Origin of the sequence: Romboutsia sp. MSSM.1001216sp_RTP31141st1_G3_RTP31141_220114, from assembly GCF_039031195.1 — a bacterium.
Classification (GTDB): Bacteria; Bacillota; Clostridia; order Peptostreptococcales; family Peptostreptococcaceae; genus Romboutsia_C; species Romboutsia_C hominis.
Genome location: NZ_JBCIUO010000009.1, coordinates 1 through 19,063 on the forward strand (window position 1 = coordinate 1; position 19,063 = coordinate 19,063).

The window sequence follows — 19,063 nt, forward strand, 5'->3', positions numbered from 1 at the left end:
CTCGACTTGCATGTGTTAGGCACGCCGCCAGCGTTCATCCTGAGCCAGGATCAAACTCTCAAATAAAAGTTGTTACCCGCTCAGACTATCATTATCTGAATATCTGGCTTGGTTGTATTCGATTCTTTAAAGAATCATTAGTTATTTAAATTAACCTACTGTTTAATTTTCAAAGTTCATTTTAAGCGACCGTGTCGGCGCTACTTTTTTACAACTTCTTTAGTTTACCAAAGTAATTTTACTTTGTCAACTTTTTTCTGTTGCTTTTCTTTTGTGTTTGCCCTTTTCTTAAGGACAAGTATAACTATACCATCTCAAATCCATTTCGTCAACACTTTTTTTGTTTTTTTCTAATTTTATTTATCTTTTCATTTAAATTACTATATATACTAATGTTTACATATATATTACCCACGATATTGAATATTAATTCTTAAACTTCATAAAATATTAAATAAATACAACTTTATATACTTGTATAAACTCTAAGAAAGGAGATGCTATATATAATTATAGCTAACAAATTCTATGTCTACTTTCAACAAAATCAAAGATTTATATGAGGATGGCTACAGATGTATTTACCATAACTGTACAGATAATAATTACACTATATATCTTAAGAATTTTGATTCTGAAGATTCTCAAACTATTGAGATATCAGATGAAAATGAATTTAATCAATTTCAAGGATATATTAATGATTTAAAGATGTCATAACTAATTTTATTTTTCATTTTAAATTTTAAAATTAGATATTAAACTACAAAAATAGAGAGTTTTCACACTCTCTATTTTGTAGTAACTAGCTTCTTTATAAGGTTTAATAATTCCACTCTATCTACTTCCATTTGTTTTTTATGCTCTTTATATTCATTGAAGTTAACAACTTTTCCTCTGTTCTTCTTCATAATAACCACTTCCTATTTTAATTATAAACTTAATATATTAATTCTATACTTAATTAATATTCCCTTCTATAAAATATACAAAATTTCTTAAATATATTCATATTTTATATTTTAATTCTTTATAATATGTTATATTTTTACATTCTATTTTTTTATAAATTTTAATTATATTTTTCATTAAAAAACAGGCACTTTTTATATTTTATGCCTGTTTTTATTGATATATTCTATTTTATTTCCTTTTTCATCCAATCAATAGCTTTATCTAATTGCTTTTCAGGATTTTTTTCCTCTATATTTGGTTTTATTCCTTTTCCATTTATATAATCTCCATTAGGAGTAAAATATTGAGCAGTGGTTAATTTAAAACCTGTACCATCTTTAAGCTCTCTTACACTTTGTACTAAACCTTTACCAAAAGTTGTAGTTCCTATTGAGATACCAGCTTTATTATCTACAATAGCTCCTGTTAATATTTCTGATGCTGATGCACTATTCTCATTAGTTAAAATAGCTATTGGCAATCCTAGCTTATCTTTATCTGATTTTAAGTATTCTGTATTTCCTTTATTGTCTTTAGTGTAAACTATAGTTCCTTCTCCTATTAAATCATCGGCTATATCTTTGCATATATTTAATAGTCCTCCACCATTATCTCTTACATCTAATATTAACCCCTTCATTCCCTCTGATTTCAATTTATCTAGTACAGTTTTAAATTCTTTATATGTATTTTCGCTAAAAGAAGTTATTCTTAAATATCCTATTTTATCTTCTAGCATCTTACCTTCTACGCTTTTTGAAACAATCTCTTCTCTTTTAACTTTAACATCAAATTCATTGCCATCTCTTTTTAAAGTTAATTCTACAGTTGTCCCCTCTTTACCTTTTATCATGCTAATTGCTTCATCTGAATTTTTAGCAAATACATTCTTTCCATCTACCTTTACTATCTTGTCTCCCGCTTCTATTCCACTTTTTTCTGCCGGAGAACCTTGTATAGGAGATACTACTGTTAAGTAATCATCATCTGGAGAAGGACTTATTATCACACCTATACCAACAAAAGACCCACTCGTTTGTTCCTTCAATCTTTTAAACTCATCTTCTGTATAATACTGAGAATATGGATCATCTAATCCTGAAAACATTCCTTTTATAGCTCCATTAACCAAATTATCATCTTTTGTTTTTTGATAGAAATCTTCTTTTATAGCTCCTTCTAGACCTATCATCTTATTGTACTTACTATATTTTTCATATAAATCTTTCGACACTACAACCTTATTACCTAATCCTATTTGCAAAGTAGAGGTAAACAAAGCTGTTACTATTACTAAAACTATTCCATACACGATAGCTCTTTTCTTTGATATCATTCTAGGCATCTCCTTTATCTAATCTAGTATATATTATATGACTAGCTATTCTTTTTATTACCATTTCTATTTTTGTTGCTTAGTTTTTAACTTATGTACTAAAATTTATAATGGATACATATCCATATTATACCATAGTAAAAGGGGTAGATTTTATGAAAAAGGAATTTAGAAAAAAAGTTATTTCTGATAGAAATAACCAAAATTATGAATCTTTATGTAAAAACTCATCAATAATAACTCAAAAAATATTAGCTTTAGATTGTATAAAAAAAGCTAAAAATATTATGCTTTATCTTGATTTTAATAATGAAGTTAAAACAGATGAACTTATAGTTAAGCTTCTTTCTTTGGGTAAAACTGTCTCATCTCCTATAACGATTAAAGAAGAAAAAAAATTAATACCATCTCAAATAATTGATTTAAAAGATGGAGTAAAAATCGGTACTTATGGAATAAGGGAACCAAAACCTGAATGCTCTCCAGAGGTAGAGGTTAAAGATATAGATGTAGTAATAGTTCCAGCCGTTGCTTATGATAAAGATTGCTATAGACTCGGTTACGGTGGTGGCTTTTATGATAGATTCATAGAAAGGTTAAGAGAAGATGCTATCACAGTAGGAATTGCTTTTGATTTACAAATTTTTGATTCTGTACCTAAAGAAGATCACGATGCTCAACTTGACTATATAATTACAGAAAGCCAAATACTTACACCTAATAAATTTTAGATAATATTAATTTAAAAATGATACTAAGGGTTAAAACTTAGTATTTTAACCCTTAGTATTTTTTATTCCTTTTTATCATCTCTATCTTTTTTATCTATTTGTCTTAAACTCTCAAGCTTATCCTTAACTAAATTATCTATTTCATCTATAGTCTTACCTGTAAGTATCTCTAAACCTTCTTCTATACTACTTATTGCATATATACTAAAAGTTCCAGCTTTTACAGCTTCCACTATCTCATCTTTTAGTATTAAATTCTTAACATTTTGTATCGGAATCATAACACCTTGTTTTTGAGAGAAACCTTTTAGCTTACATACATCAAAAAATCCTTCAATCTTTTGATTCACTCCGCCTATAGGTTGTATTTCTCCTTTTTGACTAACAGAACCAGTTACTGCAATACTTTGTTTTATAGGTATATCAGCTATACTAGATATTATAGCGTACAATTCAGTACTAGATGCACTATCTCCATCTACACCACTATAGTTTTGTTCAAAAGTTATTGATGTAGTTATAGATAATGGTCTCTCTTTTCCATACCTTTCTCCTAAATATCCACTTAATATTAAAACTCCTTTATCATGAATACTTCCACTTTGCTTTATTTCTCTTTCAATATTTATTACACCATGTCTTCCCCTATAAGTAGATGCTGTTATTTTTGATGGCTTACCAAATGAATATTCACCTGTACCCATAACAGCTAATCCATTAATTTGACCTACTTTCTCTCCTTCTATATCAATTAACAGAGTTTTGTCTTCAAACATCTCATTTAATTTTTCTTCATATTTATTATTTCTATATACTTTTTGTTCTATTGCATTTTGAACATCTTTTGCAGTGACATATAACTCACTATCATCACTTATAGCCTCTGACTCATATACTAAATCTATTATATTACTAACTCTTGCTGTTAATTTATCTTTATTGTCACTTAACTTAATACTATATTCTATTACCTTTTCAACTGCATCTCTTTCAAAGTGTTTTAATTTTTCATTGTTGCAAGTATCAGCTATTAGCTGAATTGTCTTATATATATTTTCATCATTTTTATCTATTTCTATATCAAAGTCAGCCATCACTTTAAATAGATTTCTAAAATCTTCTTCATATGAGTATAAAAGTCCATAATAACGACTGTCTCCTATTAATATGACTTTCACATCTAAATCTATTGGTTCTGGCTTTAATGTAGATGTTACTAAATATCCATATTGTTTATTAAGAGATTCTATTGATATCTTTCCTGTTTTTAAACTTCTCTTTAGACAATCCCAAGAAAAAGGATTCGATAATAAATCTTTTACATTTATGATTAAGTATCCTCCATTCGCCTTATGTAAGGCTCCTGGCTTTATTTCCGTAAAACTTGTTGTTAAAGCTCCTATCTCATTTTTATACTCTATACACCCTATCAAATTATAGTATGCAGGATTGCTTTCTACTATTATCTTACAATCTTCACACTCACTATTATCTATAAATAAATTTACTTTGTATCTATTAAAAAACTTATCATCATTTTTTTGACCCATCATACCAAATAGCGCCATAGGGTTTTGTTGATTACCTTCATTTTTATCCTTAAATTTATCAATGTTATTAACTATATCATTGCATAAATCATTTATATATCTTTGTATTTTTTCTTCTTTTCCATACTTATCTAGTAAGTATTTATCATAAAACCCAACTAAACTTCTTCCTACATTTTTATCTAAATCAATAGTTTTATTTTTATAATCATCTTCACAATTTTTTATCTTATCTATATATTCCTTGCTATCTTGATTTAGCTTAAGACCCTCTTCTCTTAATTTATTGATTTGTGTAGGAGTTAGTTGACCTAACTCTTGTTCTTGCATTAATGTTTCATCTTCTTTTATTGGGATACTAACAAGTCCTCTTTCTGTAACTTCAAACTTAAATCCTCTAGGCTTAGCAAATTCATTTAACTCTGATATTATTCCTTGAATACTATTTTCAAGTTCACTCATAAGTATTCTGCTATGGTATTCATATTCTTTTGAATTAAATAATTTAGGTACCTCGCACTTTAATTTTTGAATTATTTCTTCTATATCTTCTTTAAATATTTTTCCTACCCCTGATTTAAAAGATAAAGCTGTAGGTTCATTAATGTTTTTAAAATTATTTACATATACCCAATCTCTATTATTATTTTGTTTATTATTGCTGGTATACTTTTTTATAAGTTCACTAGTGTAACTAACTCTTCCCAATCCATTTGTACCTGCAACATATATGTTATATCCACTTTTTTTCATCTTAAGTCCAAACTCAATAGCCTTCACAGCTCTATCTTGGCCTATTATTTCTCTTTTAGAATCTATCTCTTCTGTAGTACTAAATGATAGATTCTCTATCAATGAGCTCGGTTTTAAGTCTTCTACTCTAACTTTATATTTATCTATATTCAACAATCATTCACCTCTTCATATTATGTTAAGTTTTATTTTTCCCCGCTTATTGATAAATAATTAGTTAATATGCAATAATAATATTTTTTTAATAAATTCATCTAATTTAATTATTTTATTTAAAATTTAAAAATATCTTTTAGACATAAAAAAACACCTTAAAATATTTTAAGGCGATTTTTATTAGCTTATGTACATGTTTATTTTTCTAAATTCTTATTAATATAATATGTAGTCTGTTATTCCTCTGTCACATTTAATTCTATATTTTCAGGAAGATCAGTTAAATTGGTTTCTACAACTATATACGGATATGATTTTTCTTTTTCTTTATATGAAATTTTTACTTTCATTAAACTTCTATCATTTTCTTGAACCATTTCTATTTTATTCATCTCTATTCCCTTTTCATTATCTTTACCTCTGGTTACAATAACATATATCTTTTCGTTTAACTTCACAGCTAAAGCTCTTTCTTCATCTGTATATTTGTCCATCATATCAAGTATCTTTTCTGGTATAGATTCTCTTTGTACTATAGTGTAATCTACTGGATTTGACTTTTCCATAAACATATTTGGGATTACTATAAACCCACCTATTACTAGTATTAATAGAAGTACTCCATATATAACTCCCTTTACATTAAATTTTATATTCATTTATTTCACCCCCATATATTTTAATATATGAAATTTATACGAGCCTTAGAATATTATTTATTAGTATATTTCCAAAACCTCATAAAAAATTTGCTTGATTAATCTACGTGATGACAAACATCTTAATATCTCAAAAGACCATATCCATTGCTAAAATACAATATTTTAAAATTTATTAAATTATTTAAGATACAAAACTAGTTGGATTTTACCTTCTATTGTTTGAGGAATGTTATTATATGATATGTATTTAGTGAAATATAACGAAAATATAAAATCTTTTATAGTAAATAAATTTGATAATTAAAAAGGATATAGCTTACGCTATATCCTTTTTATATTATTTCTTAGCTATTGCTTCCTTAGCAGCTTTAACTATATCGTTAGATGTTAATCCATATTTTTTTACTAATTCAGCAGGTGTACCTGATTCTCCGAAAGTATCATTTATACCTACTTTTTTAACTACAACTGGACATTCTTCAGTAACAACTTCACTTACTGCTGAACCTAGACCACCTAATATACTATGTTCTTCAGCAGTTACTATTGCACCAGTTTCTTTAGCGGCAGTTATTATTAACTCTTTATCTATAGGCTTTATAGTAGACATATTTATAACTCTAGCATTTATACCTTCTGATTTTAAAACTTCTGATGCTATTATAGCTTCGTTAACCATTATTCCACAGGCTATTATTGTTAAATCATTTCCTTCTCTAACTACTGTACCTTTTCCTATTTCAAATTTATAATTTTCATCAAATATTGTAGGAACTGCACTTCTTCCTAAGCGAACATACATAGGTCCGTAAACTTTAGCTGCTTCAAATATCATTTGTTCTGCTTCTACACCGTCAGCAGGAACCATAACTGTCATATTAGGTATACTTCTCATTATAGCTATATCTTCTACACTTTGATGTGTTGCTCCATCTTCTCCAACTGTTATACCAGCATGAGTAGCACAAACTTTTACGTTTAACTTTGGATAACAAGCAGAGTTTCTGATAACTTCAAAAGCTCTTCCTGTTGCAAACATAGCAAAGCTACTTGCAAAAGGTATTTTACCAGCTGCAGCAAATCCACAAGCTGCACCTATTAAGTTTTGTTCAGCTATACCCATATTGAAGAATCTATCTGGGAATGTTTTATAAAAATCATTTGTCTTAGTTGATTTTGATAAATCTGCATCTAATACTACAACATTATCGTTTATTTGTCCTAATTTAACTAATGCTTTTCCGTATGCTTCTCTAGTTGCTATCTTACTCATTGTCTGCACCCCCTAATTCTTCTAAGGCTCTTTCTAAATCGCTATCACTTGGAGCTGTTCCATGCCATCCAGCTTCATTTTCCATGAAAGATACACCTTTACCTTTTATAGTCTTTGCAATTATCATTGTTGGCTTTCCTACTGTTTCTTTAGCCATATCTAAAGCTGCAAAAATTTGATCGAAATCATGTCCATCTATTTCTATTACATTCCATCCGAAAGCTTTAAACTTATCTACTATAGGACCTATGTTCATAACTTTCTCTACTGCTCCATCTATTTGAAGACCATTATAATCTAAGAATGCTACCATATTATCAAGTTTGTAGTGAGCTGCACTCATAGCAGCTTCCCAAACTATCCCTTCTTGAACTTCTCCATCCCCAAGTATAGTATACACTCTCCATGGTGCATTATCTAATTTAGATGCCATAGCCATACCACAAGCTGCTGAAAAACCTTGTCCTAATGAACCCGTTGACATATCAACTCCAGGTATTCCCTTCATATCAGGATGACCTTGTAACATACTATTTATTTTTCTTAGCTTCATTAATTCTTCTCTAGCAAAGTAACCCTTTTGAGCTAAAGTTGCATAAAGTACTGGTGCTGCATGTCCTTTAGATAAAACAAATCTATCTCTATCTTCCATTTTGCTATTGTTAGGATCTATATTCATTTCATTAAAATAAAGAGCTGTTAGTATTTCTACAGCTGATAATGATCCTCCTGGATGTCCAGATTTAGATTCATGTATCATAGAGACTATATCTTTTCTGATAATACGTGCAATCTCATTTAATCCCTTATGGTCTCTCATGTAATTACCTCCCTGTTTTTCATAAAGTAAATATTACTTATGTAATATATTTTTGTAATCTCATATTATTATATCACTTTTATAGATTTTTTTTACTTTATTTTTTTAATTTAGATATATTATGTATACTTTTTATATATTTTGATATATAATTTTTAACAATTATGATTTTTATATATCAAAATATATATTAGACATTATTTATGATACACTTTTTTATCTTTAATATATCATATTTCATTTTTAATAAAAAAAATTATTGATATTAAAAATAATACCAATAATTTTATAACGCAAATAGTCCTAGACTTATCTGAAGACTACTGTCAACTTTTACCATCATATTATCATCTAGACAACCAATTTTTTCTCTTAACCTTTTTTTGTCTATAGTCCGTATCTGTTCTAAGAGAATAACAGAATCTTTATTAAGCCCATATTCGTTCGCACTAATTTCTATATGTGTTGGTAATTTCGCCTTGTTAATCTGTGATGTTATAGCAGCTATTATTACCGTTGGACTATATTTATTTCCTATATCATTCTGTATAATTAAAACAGGACGAACTCCACCTTGTTCCGATCCGACAACAGGGCTTAAATCAGCGTAGTATAAATCTCCTCGCTTTATGTCTAGGTTAATACTCACCCTGGGCTATCTTCCCTTCAATACAATCCTCAGAAGATACTTCATTTGTCATACCTAGTTCAGCCAGCGATAGATTAATTTGCCCCATTTCTTTATAACCTTTGATCATAGACTCTTTTATGTCTATTTTTCTCTTTTGAGTTATATAAAATTGAAAGGCAGCCTTTGCAAAATCTTCTCTATTACTATTCTCCATCTCAACGATATGGTCTACCTCAGAAACGAGGGAATCCGGTAAAGTAAATACTATCTTTTCCTTACTTTTTTTGTGCACAAAATCGCCTCCCGGGGTATACTATCATTATTATTTTATCAAATAACTATCTGATTGTAAAATTGCATTTCTTTCCATATAGATTCTATCTACTCTTCTTGATACCATACATAACACTTCATAGTTTATAGTCTCTAGGCTTTTTGCTACATCTTCTGCTGTCAATTTCTCTTCCCCAAATATTATAACCTCATCGCCAATTTTTATGTCTATATTCTTGTTAATTTTGACCATACACTGATCCATACATATCCTACCTATGACATCAAATATATTTCCTTTAATCATCACCTTAGGATTTTTTTGTATTCTAGAAAATCCATCTGCATATCCTATAGGTATAGTTGCGATTTTTTCTGTTTCATCACTTCTATACTTTAATCCATAACTTATCCCAGTACCTTTATCCACATCTTTTATATGAGCTACTCTCGTTTTTAAAGTCATTGCAGGCTTTAATTGAATAATGTCTCTATCTACTTCTTCTGATGGATAATGACCGTATAGTATTATTCCACATCTTACCATATTAAGATTCAAATCTTGTAAATCTATAATTGCAGCACTATTTGATACATGTTTTATAGGTATGTTTATATCTATAGCTTCTAACCCTTCAACCATATATTTAAATCTTTGTACTTGAAGCTTAGTGAATTCTTTACTTTTTTCATCTGCTGTAGCAAAATGTGTAAAGATACCCTCAATGTCTACAAACTCTAAATCATTTATCGACTTTATATCATTTATTGATTGAGAATTAGGTATAAACCCTATCCTTGACATACCTGTGTCAATTTTAATATGGATTTTAGCATGTTTACCTATATGCTTGGCGATATCATTAAGTTTTTGAGCCATTTCTACTGAGTAAATAGTAATAGTTATATCATTGTCTATAGCAGTTGCTAATGCTTCTTCCGGAATATAACCTAAACAAAGTATAGGAAGCATTATTTTATTTTGTCTTAATTCTATTCCTTCTTCTAATCTAGCTACTGCTATATAATCAACATTTTCTTTTTCTAATAATTTTGCAATCGGTACTGAACCGTGCCCATAGGCATTAGCCTTTAGCACACCACAAATTTTTGTATTTTCATTTAAGGATTTTTTTATATTATCAAGGTTAAATTTGATATTGTCTAGATTTATCTCTGCCCATGTCGGAGCTGTTATTTTGTTCATTTCTTTAGTTCCCCCTTACTTTTCATATTGAAAATCTTTGTAAGTAATAGTGAATCTAATCATTCCTTTAGAATCTATTATTTCCATTTTTTCTGGTTGTTTAGTCTTAATATTAATATACAATATTTGTTTGTTAAAATATTCATCTTCACCTGGTATGTACGTTTCTAAGGCAAGACTACCATCAGATAATTTTATATCAACCTCTTCACTTTGCAGGTAATTTTTTATAAAATCCCCAATAAACATATTTTGATCATTTTCACCTACATTAGGTAGTTCAATTTCATCTTTTATTCCTGGGTTTTTTACTATTATTTTATCTGATTTGTATTCAATAGTTTTACCTTTTAAATGCTCTGGTGATACTAACTCTAATTTATAATTATCTGGCTTATTATAATTATGAATAAATACGTAATTATGTGAACTCTTATTGCCAACTACTTCTACTTCAGCCTTACATGTATATGAATCAATTTCAGATATTACCTTTTGAAATTCTTCATAGGCCTCTTCTTTAGTTAATTGCCTTTTTTGGCAACCTACAATAATAACTAGCATACTTATAATAAGCACTGCTAGTAGCGTTAGCTTACTTCTCACAAAATCCTCCTATATTAATTCTTATTCATTATACATAGCTCTAATTATATCGTATCTACATATAATTCCTTTTAATTTATGTTCTTTATCTACTACTGGAACTCTATTTACTGATTTTTTTATCATAATATTAGCTACATCATCAAAATTATCTTCTTCATTTACAGTTACTATATCAGTTGACATTAAGTCTTTTACTTTGTATGCTGCTATTTCTTTAAACTCTTCTTCCATCTTCTTGTAATCATCTAAAAATATTAACCCTTGGAAAAAGTTAATTATATGAGGAGCTTCTACATGCTGTTCTTTCTTCATTATGTCTGTCTCAGAAATAATACCTACTACCTTATTATCTTCATCTACTACAGGTACCCCTCCTATTCTTTCTTTAATTAGTAACCTTGCAACATTAACTATACTTTCTTCTCTATTTGCCACTATTACATCCGTTGTCATTATGTCCTTAGCTATTTTATTGTTCATAATATCACTCCTTAATTATAGTTATAGCATTAGCTACCGCATATTCTTTACAATGAGATATAGATACTTTTATTTCTAAAACATTATAGTCTATGCATATCTTCTCCAAATTATTATAGGTTTTAACTATAGGTTTTCCTATTTCATTCCTTAATATTTCTATATCTTTAAAATTAAAATTTCTTATACCTGTCCCTAAAGACTTGCTTATAGCTTCTTTGGCTGAAAAATTCCCTGCTATACTTTCAACTCTAAAATTGTTAGATTTAAAATATTCTATTTCATTTTCTGTAAATATCTTTTCTAAAAATCTATTATTTTTATTTATAGCTTCTTTTATTCTTCCTATCTCCACTATATCTATACCAATATCTAATATATTCATAGATGCCTCCGGTTCCTATTATAGTATTATTTTGTTGCATATATATAAATATATTCAACTCGACATTATAAAATCCTGTCATATGCCTATTATAATACTACAGTAGAATTATTTTTAATAGATAATTAGAATTTTCTATTAGTACTGATGTTTTTTAAAATAAAAAGACTAGAGTTAAACTCTAGTCTTTTTTTATAACCACTCTGCAGATTCAGTTAAAATAACAGCTTGTTCTTTTTCAACTTGCATGAATCCCCCAGATATTTTTGCTTCTTTAAATTTACCTTCTTTTTTTAGACGTAGAGTTCCATCAGATAATCCTGCAACTAAAGGTCTATGGTTTTTTAATATACCTCTGTCTCCTTCAGTAGTTCTAACTATTATCATCTCTGTTTTATCTTCATAGAAGATTTTATCAGGAGTAACAATTTTAACCGCAAATTCGCTTGCCATTATTATCTACTCTCCTTCGCTTTTGCAACTGCCTCTTCTATACTTCCTACGAATAAGAATGCTGATTCTGGTAAGTCATCATGCTTACCTTCTAATATTTCTTTGAAACTTCTTACAGTTTCTTTAACAGGTACATATTTACCTTCAAATCCTGTGAATTGCTCAGCAACTGTGAAAGGTTGAGATAAGAATCTCTCTATCTTTCTAGCTCTTTGTACTGTTACCTTATCTTCATCAGATAATTCGTCCATACCAAGTATAGCTATTATATCTTGAAGCTCTTTATACTTTTGAAGTATAGATTGAACAGCTACTGCAACTTCATAATGTTCTTTTCCAACTACAGCTGGGTCAAGTACTCTAGATGTAGACTCTAATGGGTCAACAGCTGGGAATATACCTAGAGACGCTTTTTGTCTAGATAAAACTGTCTTAGCATCTAAGTGTGTGAATGTTGTAGCTGGTGCTGGGTCAGTTAAGTCATCGGCAGGTACGTATACAGCCTGAACTGATGTTATAGACCCTTTATTTGTAGATGTTATTCTCTCTTGTAATTTACCCATCTCTGTAGCTAATGTTGGTTGGTATCCAACTGCTGATGGAGTACGTCCAAGTAATGCTGAAACCTCAGATCCTGCTTGAGTGAAACGGAATATATTATCTACGAATAATAAAACGTCTTGTCCTTCTTGATCTCTGAAGTGCTCAGCCATTGTAAGACCAGTTAAAGCAACTCTCATTCTTGCTCCAGGTGGCTCGTTCATTTGTCCGAATACTAGAGCAGTCTTTTTGATAACTCCAGACTCGCTCATCTCACCGTAAAGGTCATTACCTTCTCTTGTTCTTTCCCCAACACCTGCGAATACTGATATACCACCGTGTTGAGTAGCTATATTGTTTATAAGCTCTTGTATAAGAACTGTCTTACCAACTCCGGCTCCACCGAATAGACCGATTTTACCACCTTTTAAGTATGGTGCTAGTAAGTCAACAACTTTTATTCCTGTTTCTAGTATTTCAACACCTGGCTTTAATTCGTCAAATGCTGGAGCTTCTCTATGTATAGGACTCTTAGGAGCATTTTTTGGTGCTTCCTTACCATCAACTGGCTCACCTAATACATTGAATATTCTTCCTAAAGTTTCGTCTCCTACAGGTACACTTATTGCAGCTCCTGTATCAACAACTTCCATACCTCTTACAAGTCCATCAGTAGAACTCATCGATATACATCTAACTGTGTCATCACCAACATGTTGTGCAACTTCTATAACTATTTTTTTATCTCCGTGCTTTATCTCTAATGCATTTAATAGATTAGGTAAGCTTTTTTCATCATCGAACTTTACGTCAACAACTGGACCGATAACCTGAACTATTTTACCTACATTTGCCATGTCCTAACCTCCTTATTATTGAGCTGAAGAAGCCCCCGCAACTATCTCAGATATTTCCTGAGTAACTGCTGCTTGTCTTGCTCTATTGTATTGTAACTCTAAATTAGATATCATTTCATTAGCATTGTCTGTAGCTGATTCCATAGCTGTTCTTCTCGCTGCTTGTTCTGAAGCATAAGCTTCAGCTATACCTCCGTATATTCTTCCTGAAACATACTTAGGTACGATAAAACCAAGTACAGCATCTGGAGAAGGTAAGTATTGAACAGAAGCTCTACTATTCTTCTCTTCTTTATCTTTGTCTACTGCTATTGGTAACAATCTAGTTACTCTTGGCTCTTGACTTAATGCTGAAACAAACTCTGTATATATTAACTTAACTTCATCTATATCTCCGTTTTGATAAGAATCCATTATATTATTAGATATCTCGATTATATCTTCATACTTAACGTCTTCAACAGAATCTATTGTTCCAATTAAGTCAAAAGATCTTTTGCTAACAAACTCTTTTGCTTTTTTTCCTATAGCTACAACCTTAACATTATTAGAACCTTGAGTCTCTGCAACTAATGTTTTAAATACATTCGAGTTGTATCCTCCTGCAAGTCCTCTATCTCCTGCTATAACTATATAACATTTATTTTTAACTTCTCTTTCTTTGAGAAATTCACTTTTAACTCCACTCGTATTCTTAGCTATATTTTGAACAGCTTCTTGTAAAGTATTAAAATATGGCTTAGAACTTTCTGCTCTTTCCTTAGCTTTTCTAAACTTCGAAGAAGCAACTAATTCCATAGCTTTAGTTATTTGCTTAGTATTTTCAACACTGGCAATACGAGTTTTAATTTCTTTCATTCCAGCTCCTGCCAATTGGGTTACCTCCTTTTTTAAAAAGGATTACGCTTCTATAACAAATTTCTTCTTGAAATCGTTTATAGCGTTTGTTAATTCTTGAGTGAAATCTCCATTCGCAAGAATTTTTTCTCCTATTTGTGGATAATTAGCATCTATGAATTCAATTAATTCTGCTTCAAATCTCTTTATATTATTTACAGGTATATCTGCTAATAAGTTGTTAACAACTGCAAATATAGCTATTACTTGATCTTTAACATCCATAGGTTGATGTTCACCTTGTTTTAGAACCTCAACTATTCTTTCCCCTTGAGCAAGTCTCTTCTTAGTATCTTCATCTAAGTCTGATCCGAATTGAGAGAATGCTGCAAGTTCTTTATATTGAGAGTAAAGAAGTTTTAATGGTCCTGCAACTTTTTTCATTGATTTTATTTGAGCAGATCCACCAACTCTTGATACTGATATACCAGGGTCAACTGCTGGTCTTATTCCTGAGTAGAATAATTCTGGCACAAGGTATATTTGTCCGTCTGTTATTGATATAACGTTAGTTGGTATATAAGCAGAAACGTCTCCACCTTGAGTTTCTATTATAGGTAATGCAGTTATAGATCCTGCACCTAACTCATCAGATAATTTAGCTGCTCTCTCAAGTAATCTTGAGTGTAAGTAGAATACATCCCCAGGGTAAGCTTCACGTCCTGGTGGTCTCTTAAGTAATAATGACATTTCTCTGTATGCAACCGCGTGCTTAGTTAAATCATCATATACTATTAATACATGTTTTCCGTTGAACATAAATTCTTCACCCATAGCAACTCCTGCATATGGTGCTAAGAATTGAAGTGGTGCAGATTCAGATGCTGTAGCAGACACTACTATTGTGTAGTCCATAGCTCCGCCTTTTTCTAATGTACTAACAACTTGTGCAACTGTCGAACGCTTTTGTCCTATTGCAACGTATATACATATAACATCTTTACCTTTTTGGTTAAGTATTGTATCTATACATATAGATGTTTTACCTGTTTGTCTATCACCTATTACAAGCTCTCTTTGTCCTTTACCTATTGGTATCATGGCATCGATAGCTTTTATTCCTGTTTGTAGAGGCTCATGAACTGACTTTCTAGCCATTATTCCTGTAGCTTCTGATTCAACTGGTCTAAATTTATTAGTGTTTATAGGTCCTTTTCCATCAACTGGTTGCCCTAGTGAGTTTACAACTCTACCTATCATAGCATCACCAACTGGAACTTGAACTATATTACCAGTTCTCTTAACGATATCTCCTTCTTTTATTCCAGAGTCGTTACCTAATATAACTGCCCCAACCATGTCTTCTTCAAGGTTAAGAGCCATTCCGTATACTTCTCCTGGGAACTCTAATAATTCACCAGCCATAGCTTTATCTAATCCGTAAACACTAGCTATACCGTCCCCAACTTTTAAAACACTACCTGTATCTGTTAATTCAACTTTATTCTCATAATTTTTTATTTGCTCTTTAATTATAGAACTTATTTCTTCAGGTCTTAAGTTCATGGGTTCACCACCATTCTAAGATATTACTTGAGATAGTATATTTTTCATTCCTGCTAAACGAGTTTTAACAGTTCCGTCTATCTCTTCGTTTCCAAGTCTAACTAGAACTCCTCCTAGTATAGATTCATCAACGTTGTTTTCTAAAGTAACATTTTTGTTGTATTTTTTTGAAAGTTTTAACTCAAGTTCTTTAATTTCTTCTTGAGACATAGGTACTGCAGTTATTGCAGTTCCTTCTAACACATTTTCTTTTTCATTTAATAATGCTTTAAATGAGTTTTGAACAGCTTCTATAACTGAAACTCTATCTTTATCTATCATTATTTTTAAGAAATTGCTTAAATTTTCACTCAACTGATTTTGAAAAACCTTCTTTAATAAGTCTTTCTTTTCTCCTTTTCCTACAAGAGGAGATTTTAAAACATTGAAAAAATCTTCGTTAGATTTTAGTATGTTTACAACTGCTACTAATTCTTCATTTAAGCTAGCAGTTGTGTTAGTTTCTTCTCCTACTTGAAATAAGGCTTCAGCATATCTACTCGCGACTACATTCATCATTTAGCTTCGCCTACCTCTTTTATAAAGTTATCTATTAAATCCTTGTGCTTAGATTTATCTATATCTTTCTCAATAACTTTAGATGCTGCTAATAATGCTATATCAGATATATCGTTTTTGATTTCATTCATAGCTTTTTGTCTTTCTTGTTCTATATCTTTATTAGCTTTTTCTCTTATATTTTGTGCTTCATTTTTAGCATTAGCTATCATTTCAGATTCTTTTTGCTCTGCTCTTAATGTAGCTTGTTTTATTATTTCTTGACCTTCGTTTTTAGCTGAGATTATCTTTTCTTCATATTCTTTCTTTAAAGATAAACCTTCTGTCTTAGCAACTTCTCCTTGTGCTAAGTTTTCTCTGATGTCTTTTTCTCTAGCTTCGATTATTCCTAATACTGGTTTGAATAAAAGTTTCTTTAATATTACAAATACTAGGAATGTATTTATAAGCTGGAATATTAATTCATATGATATGCCTATAAGTGGCTTGAATTCCATATGTTATCCTCCTTCCTACTAATCACAATTCGTAAGTAGGAGATGGCTCTCCCCATCTCCTATTTACAAAATTTCTTAATATTCATTCATAATTTCCTTACATTAATGGATTAGCAAATAGAAGGATTATTGCTATAACTAGTCCGTATATTGCTGAAGACTCTGCTACTGCTGCTCCAAGTAACATTGTTTTTATTATATCACCTTGTGCTTCTGGTTGGTTTCCAACTGCTTCTGCACCTTTACCTGCTGCGAATCCTTGTCCTATTCCTGCTCCTATACCTGTTGCAACTGCGATACCTGCTCCTATAGCTGAAGCTGCTGCTATTATAGCTGTTTCCATAATTACTTCCTCCTTAGAAATTCTAATTTTTTAAAATTTTGATTATTTAATATTTTTTTATTCTGTTGCTGCACTTCCTACGAATACCATCGTTAACATTATGAATATAAATGACTGTAATAATCCAGCAAATATATCAAAATATAAGTGCAGTGGTACTGGTATTATTAACTGACCAAAAGGTATTGTAACACCTGGGATTAATGTTGATAGATATCCCAAGAAGTCATATAGTAAAGCCATTATAACGGCTCCACCAAGTATATTACCAAATGGACGGAAACTTAGTGAAACTGGTTTCGCTAATTCTCCTATTAAGTTAAGTGGTAATAACAGTGGGTTTGGCTCTAATAATCCTTTGAAGTATACTGGACCATTAAATTTAACACCTGCATAATAAATCATAACGAATGTTATTAATGACCATGCTAATGTAGTATCTAAATCTGTTGTAGGTGATCTAAATCCTAATAATCCTATTAAGTTAGAAACCGCAAAGAATAAAAATAAACTTCCTATGTACGGAACCACATTTGGCATTCTTTTTACAGTTTCCTTACCCATAGTATCTTCTACTAATTTAGCAAGCCCACCTATAGCAAATTCTAAGAATATTTGCAATTTACTTGTTGGAACTTTCTTTAGGTTTCTTGTCATTAAGTAAGAAGCTAAAGCAAGCCCTGCAAGTATTAACCAACTTGTTACTACGGTTTCACTTAATTTAAAGTTACCGAAAAATATAACCCATTTTGCTTGGCTCATACTTACGCCTCCTTTCTTTTGAGTTTGTCTATTAAGAATGTTTTTGTTAATATAACAAACTTAGGACTTAATAACCCTATTGCAACCCCTAATACATGTATGTATGGGGCTTTTACAGAGACAAATAGCACTACTCCTGTCACAGTCATCCTCAGCAAATATTGACCAGCTGAGTATATTTGAGCCTTAGAAACAGGCATAGTTACCGATTTTTCTATTGTTATAGCTAACAATCTAAAATTAAGTACAGCTATTATCGTACCAAATATCAACCCTAAAAGCATTTCTTTGCTAAATGTTGAAGTTATCAACAATAATATAATAGCTATAAGATCGTAAACTATAACTCCCTTTGTTACGTAGTTTATTTCATCTTGTAGTTTTGTATGCATATAATCACTTCCTTTTTGTGTATACTATTAAAGTTTTATAAACTCCCATAAATGCTCCACCAACTCCTAATAATAAAAATACTATCATAAATATTGGTTCTGTATTAAATTTGGAATCAAAAAACTTTCCTAAAAAGGTACACCCAAATATAGGAATTAATATCATCAACCCTACTTGACTTATCAAAGAAAGCATCTTAGCTATTTCCATGTATATCTTGTGTTTACTCATACATTAGATACCTCTCTATGAATAGTTTCTTATATATTCATTAAATTTACTTATGTACATGATTTATAAGACCCACTTTGAGCCCTTTATATAAAAAACCATATATCCTATATTACCACTTTTTCAGCAATTTTTAAACATTTTTTTATTAAATTTGATTTTTTTTGAATTCATTTGAAGTTTTGTGAAAGCACCAATTTAAGCCA

Annotated in this window: 23 protein-coding genes and 1 rRNA gene; 2 read left to right on the forward strand and 22 right to left on the reverse strand. The window is 30.2% G+C overall.

The window, feature by feature from the left end:
• Window positions 1–66: ribosomal RNA gene (locus ABCP60_RS11900) — 16S ribosomal RNA — on the reverse strand; the annotation flags it as partial.
• A 462-nt stretch (window positions 67–528) separates the two neighbouring features.
• Here ABCP60_RS11900 and ABCP60_RS11905 point away from each other — a divergent pair.
• Entirely contained in the window at window positions 529–720 is a 192-nt protein-coding gene (locus ABCP60_RS11905) for a hypothetical protein (protein WP_092921369.1), read from the forward strand.
• A gap of 418 nt (window positions 721–1,138) precedes the next feature.
• Here ABCP60_RS11905 and ABCP60_RS11910 read toward each other — a convergent pair whose 3' ends face one another.
• Window positions 1,139–2,290 carry a S41 family peptidase gene (locus ABCP60_RS11910; RefSeq protein ID WP_195928989.1) on the reverse strand — a complete coding sequence of 384 codons (1,152 nt, stop codon included), beginning with the start codon at window positions 2,288–2,290 and terminating at the stop codon, window positions 1,139–1,141.
• Between the two features lie 155 nt (window positions 2,291–2,445).
• On the opposite strand from ABCP60_RS11910, the gene ABCP60_RS11915 reads away from it, so the two are divergent.
• The gene (locus ABCP60_RS11915) at window positions 2,446–3,021 is read left to right on the forward strand and encodes a 5-formyltetrahydrofolate cyclo-ligase (RefSeq protein ID WP_092921375.1); all 576 of its coding nucleotides are present in this window, start codon (window positions 2,446–2,448) and stop codon (window positions 3,019–3,021) included.
• 62 nt (window positions 3,022–3,083) lie between these two features.
• Here ABCP60_RS11915 and ABCP60_RS11920 read toward each other — a convergent pair whose 3' ends face one another.
• The 20 genes from ABCP60_RS11920 to ABCP60_RS12015 all read right to left on the reverse strand — a co-directional run bounded on the left by ABCP60_RS11920 (window position 3,084) and on the right by ABCP60_RS12015 (window position 18,857).
• A complete protein-coding gene (locus tag ABCP60_RS11920; RefSeq protein ID WP_343101818.1) occupies window positions 3,084–5,477 on the reverse strand; it encodes an ATP-binding protein in 2,394 nt (797 codons plus the stop codon).
• A gap of 239 nt (window positions 5,478–5,716) precedes the next feature.
• Window positions 5,717–6,139 (reverse strand): hypothetical protein, encoded by a 423-nt coding sequence (locus ABCP60_RS11925; protein WP_092921379.1) that lies wholly within the window; start codon window positions 6,137–6,139, stop codon window positions 5,717–5,719.
• A gap of 340 nt (window positions 6,140–6,479) precedes the next feature.
• Window positions 6,480–7,415, reverse strand: a complete 936-nt coding sequence (locus ABCP60_RS11930; RefSeq protein WP_092921381.1) for a transketolase family protein — start codon at window positions 7,413–7,415, stop codon at window positions 6,480–6,482.
• Window positions 7,408–8,235: a transketolase gene (locus ABCP60_RS11935; RefSeq protein ID WP_092921383.1), complete on the reverse strand. Its 828-nt coding sequence runs from the start codon at window positions 8,233–8,235 to the stop codon at window positions 7,408–7,410. Before ABCP60_RS11935 ends, ABCP60_RS11930 begins: the two co-directional genes overlap by 8 nt.
• 286 nt (window positions 8,236–8,521) lie before the next feature.
• Complete coding sequence (locus ABCP60_RS11940; protein ID WP_092921385.1) at window positions 8,522–8,884, reverse strand: type II toxin-antitoxin system PemK/MazF family toxin; 363 nt, start codon at window positions 8,882–8,884, stop codon at window positions 8,522–8,524.
• Window positions 8,874–9,158, reverse strand: coding sequence for a ribbon-helix-helix protein, CopG family (locus tag ABCP60_RS11945; protein WP_092921386.1), 285 nt, complete (start codon window positions 9,156–9,158; stop codon window positions 8,874–8,876). Before ABCP60_RS11945 ends, ABCP60_RS11940 begins: the two co-directional genes overlap by 11 nt.
• 30 nt (window positions 9,159–9,188) lie before the next feature.
• Window positions 9,189–10,346, reverse strand: a complete 1,158-nt coding sequence (alr, locus tag ABCP60_RS11950; RefSeq protein WP_166504680.1) for an alanine racemase — start codon at window positions 10,344–10,346, stop codon at window positions 9,189–9,191.
• A 15-nt stretch (window positions 10,347–10,361) separates the two neighbouring features.
• Window positions 10,362–10,952, reverse strand: a complete 591-nt coding sequence (gerS, locus tag ABCP60_RS11955; protein WP_166504679.1) for a germination lipoprotein GerS — start codon at window positions 10,950–10,952, stop codon at window positions 10,362–10,364.
• A 21-nt stretch (window positions 10,953–10,973) separates the two neighbouring features.
• Window positions 10,974–11,435 carry a CBS domain-containing protein gene (locus tag ABCP60_RS11960; protein ID WP_092921392.1) on the reverse strand — a complete coding sequence of 154 codons (462 nt, stop codon included), beginning with the start codon at window positions 11,433–11,435 and terminating at the stop codon, window positions 10,974–10,976.
• Between the two features lie 4 nt (window positions 11,436–11,439).
• Window positions 11,440–11,820 carry a holo-ACP synthase gene (acpS, locus tag ABCP60_RS11965; RefSeq protein WP_092921394.1) on the reverse strand — a complete coding sequence of 127 codons (381 nt, stop codon included), beginning with the start codon at window positions 11,818–11,820 and terminating at the stop codon, window positions 11,440–11,442.
• 192 nt (window positions 11,821–12,012) lie between these two features.
• The gene (gene atpC, locus ABCP60_RS11970) at window positions 12,013–12,273 is read right to left on the reverse strand and encodes an ATP synthase F1 subunit epsilon (protein ID WP_092921396.1); all 261 of its coding nucleotides are present in this window, start codon (window positions 12,271–12,273) and stop codon (window positions 12,013–12,015) included.
• A 2-nt stretch (window positions 12,274–12,275) separates the two neighbouring features.
• Window positions 12,276–13,670 (reverse strand): F0F1 ATP synthase subunit beta, encoded by a 1,395-nt coding sequence (gene atpD, locus ABCP60_RS11975; RefSeq protein WP_092921397.1) that lies wholly within the window; start codon window positions 13,668–13,670, stop codon window positions 12,276–12,278.
• 15 nt (window positions 13,671–13,685) lie between these two features.
• Window positions 13,686–14,543: an ATP synthase F1 subunit gamma gene (gene atpG, locus ABCP60_RS11980; protein ID WP_092921398.1), complete on the reverse strand. Its 858-nt coding sequence runs from the start codon at window positions 14,541–14,543 to the stop codon at window positions 13,686–13,688.
• A gap of 27 nt (window positions 14,544–14,570) precedes the next feature.
• Window positions 14,571–16,073 carry a F0F1 ATP synthase subunit alpha gene (atpA, locus tag ABCP60_RS11985; RefSeq protein WP_166504678.1) on the reverse strand — a complete coding sequence of 501 codons (1,503 nt, stop codon included), beginning with the start codon at window positions 16,071–16,073 and terminating at the stop codon, window positions 14,571–14,573.
• 15 nt (window positions 16,074–16,088) lie between these two features.
• Window positions 16,089–16,631, reverse strand: a complete 543-nt coding sequence (locus ABCP60_RS11990) for a F0F1 ATP synthase subunit delta (RefSeq protein ID WP_166504677.1) — start codon at window positions 16,629–16,631, stop codon at window positions 16,089–16,091.
• The gene (gene atpF, locus ABCP60_RS11995) at window positions 16,628–17,128 is read right to left on the reverse strand and encodes a F0F1 ATP synthase subunit B (RefSeq protein ID WP_092921401.1); all 501 of its coding nucleotides are present in this window, start codon (window positions 17,126–17,128) and stop codon (window positions 16,628–16,630) included. The genes ABCP60_RS11990 and atpF overlap by 4 nt, the downstream gene beginning before the upstream one ends.
• A 97-nt stretch (window positions 17,129–17,225) precedes the next feature.
• Window positions 17,226–17,471, reverse strand: coding sequence for an ATP synthase F0 subunit C (atpE, locus tag ABCP60_RS12000; RefSeq protein ID WP_092921403.1), 246 nt, complete (start codon window positions 17,469–17,471; stop codon window positions 17,226–17,228).
• Window positions 17,472–17,528: 57 nt separating this feature from the next.
• Window positions 17,529–18,233, reverse strand: coding sequence for a F0F1 ATP synthase subunit A (gene atpB, locus ABCP60_RS12005; RefSeq protein WP_166504676.1), 705 nt, complete (start codon window positions 18,231–18,233; stop codon window positions 17,529–17,531).
• A gap of 2 nt (window positions 18,234–18,235) precedes the next feature.
• The gene (locus ABCP60_RS12010; RefSeq protein WP_092921407.1) at window positions 18,236–18,625 is read right to left on the reverse strand and encodes an ATP synthase subunit I; all 390 of its coding nucleotides are present in this window, start codon (window positions 18,623–18,625) and stop codon (window positions 18,236–18,238) included.
• 4 nt (window positions 18,626–18,629) lie between these two features.
• Window positions 18,630–18,857, reverse strand: a complete 228-nt coding sequence (locus tag ABCP60_RS12015) for an AtpZ/AtpI family protein (RefSeq protein ID WP_092921409.1) — start codon at window positions 18,855–18,857, stop codon at window positions 18,630–18,632.
• Window positions 18,858–19,063 lie beyond the last annotated feature (206 nt).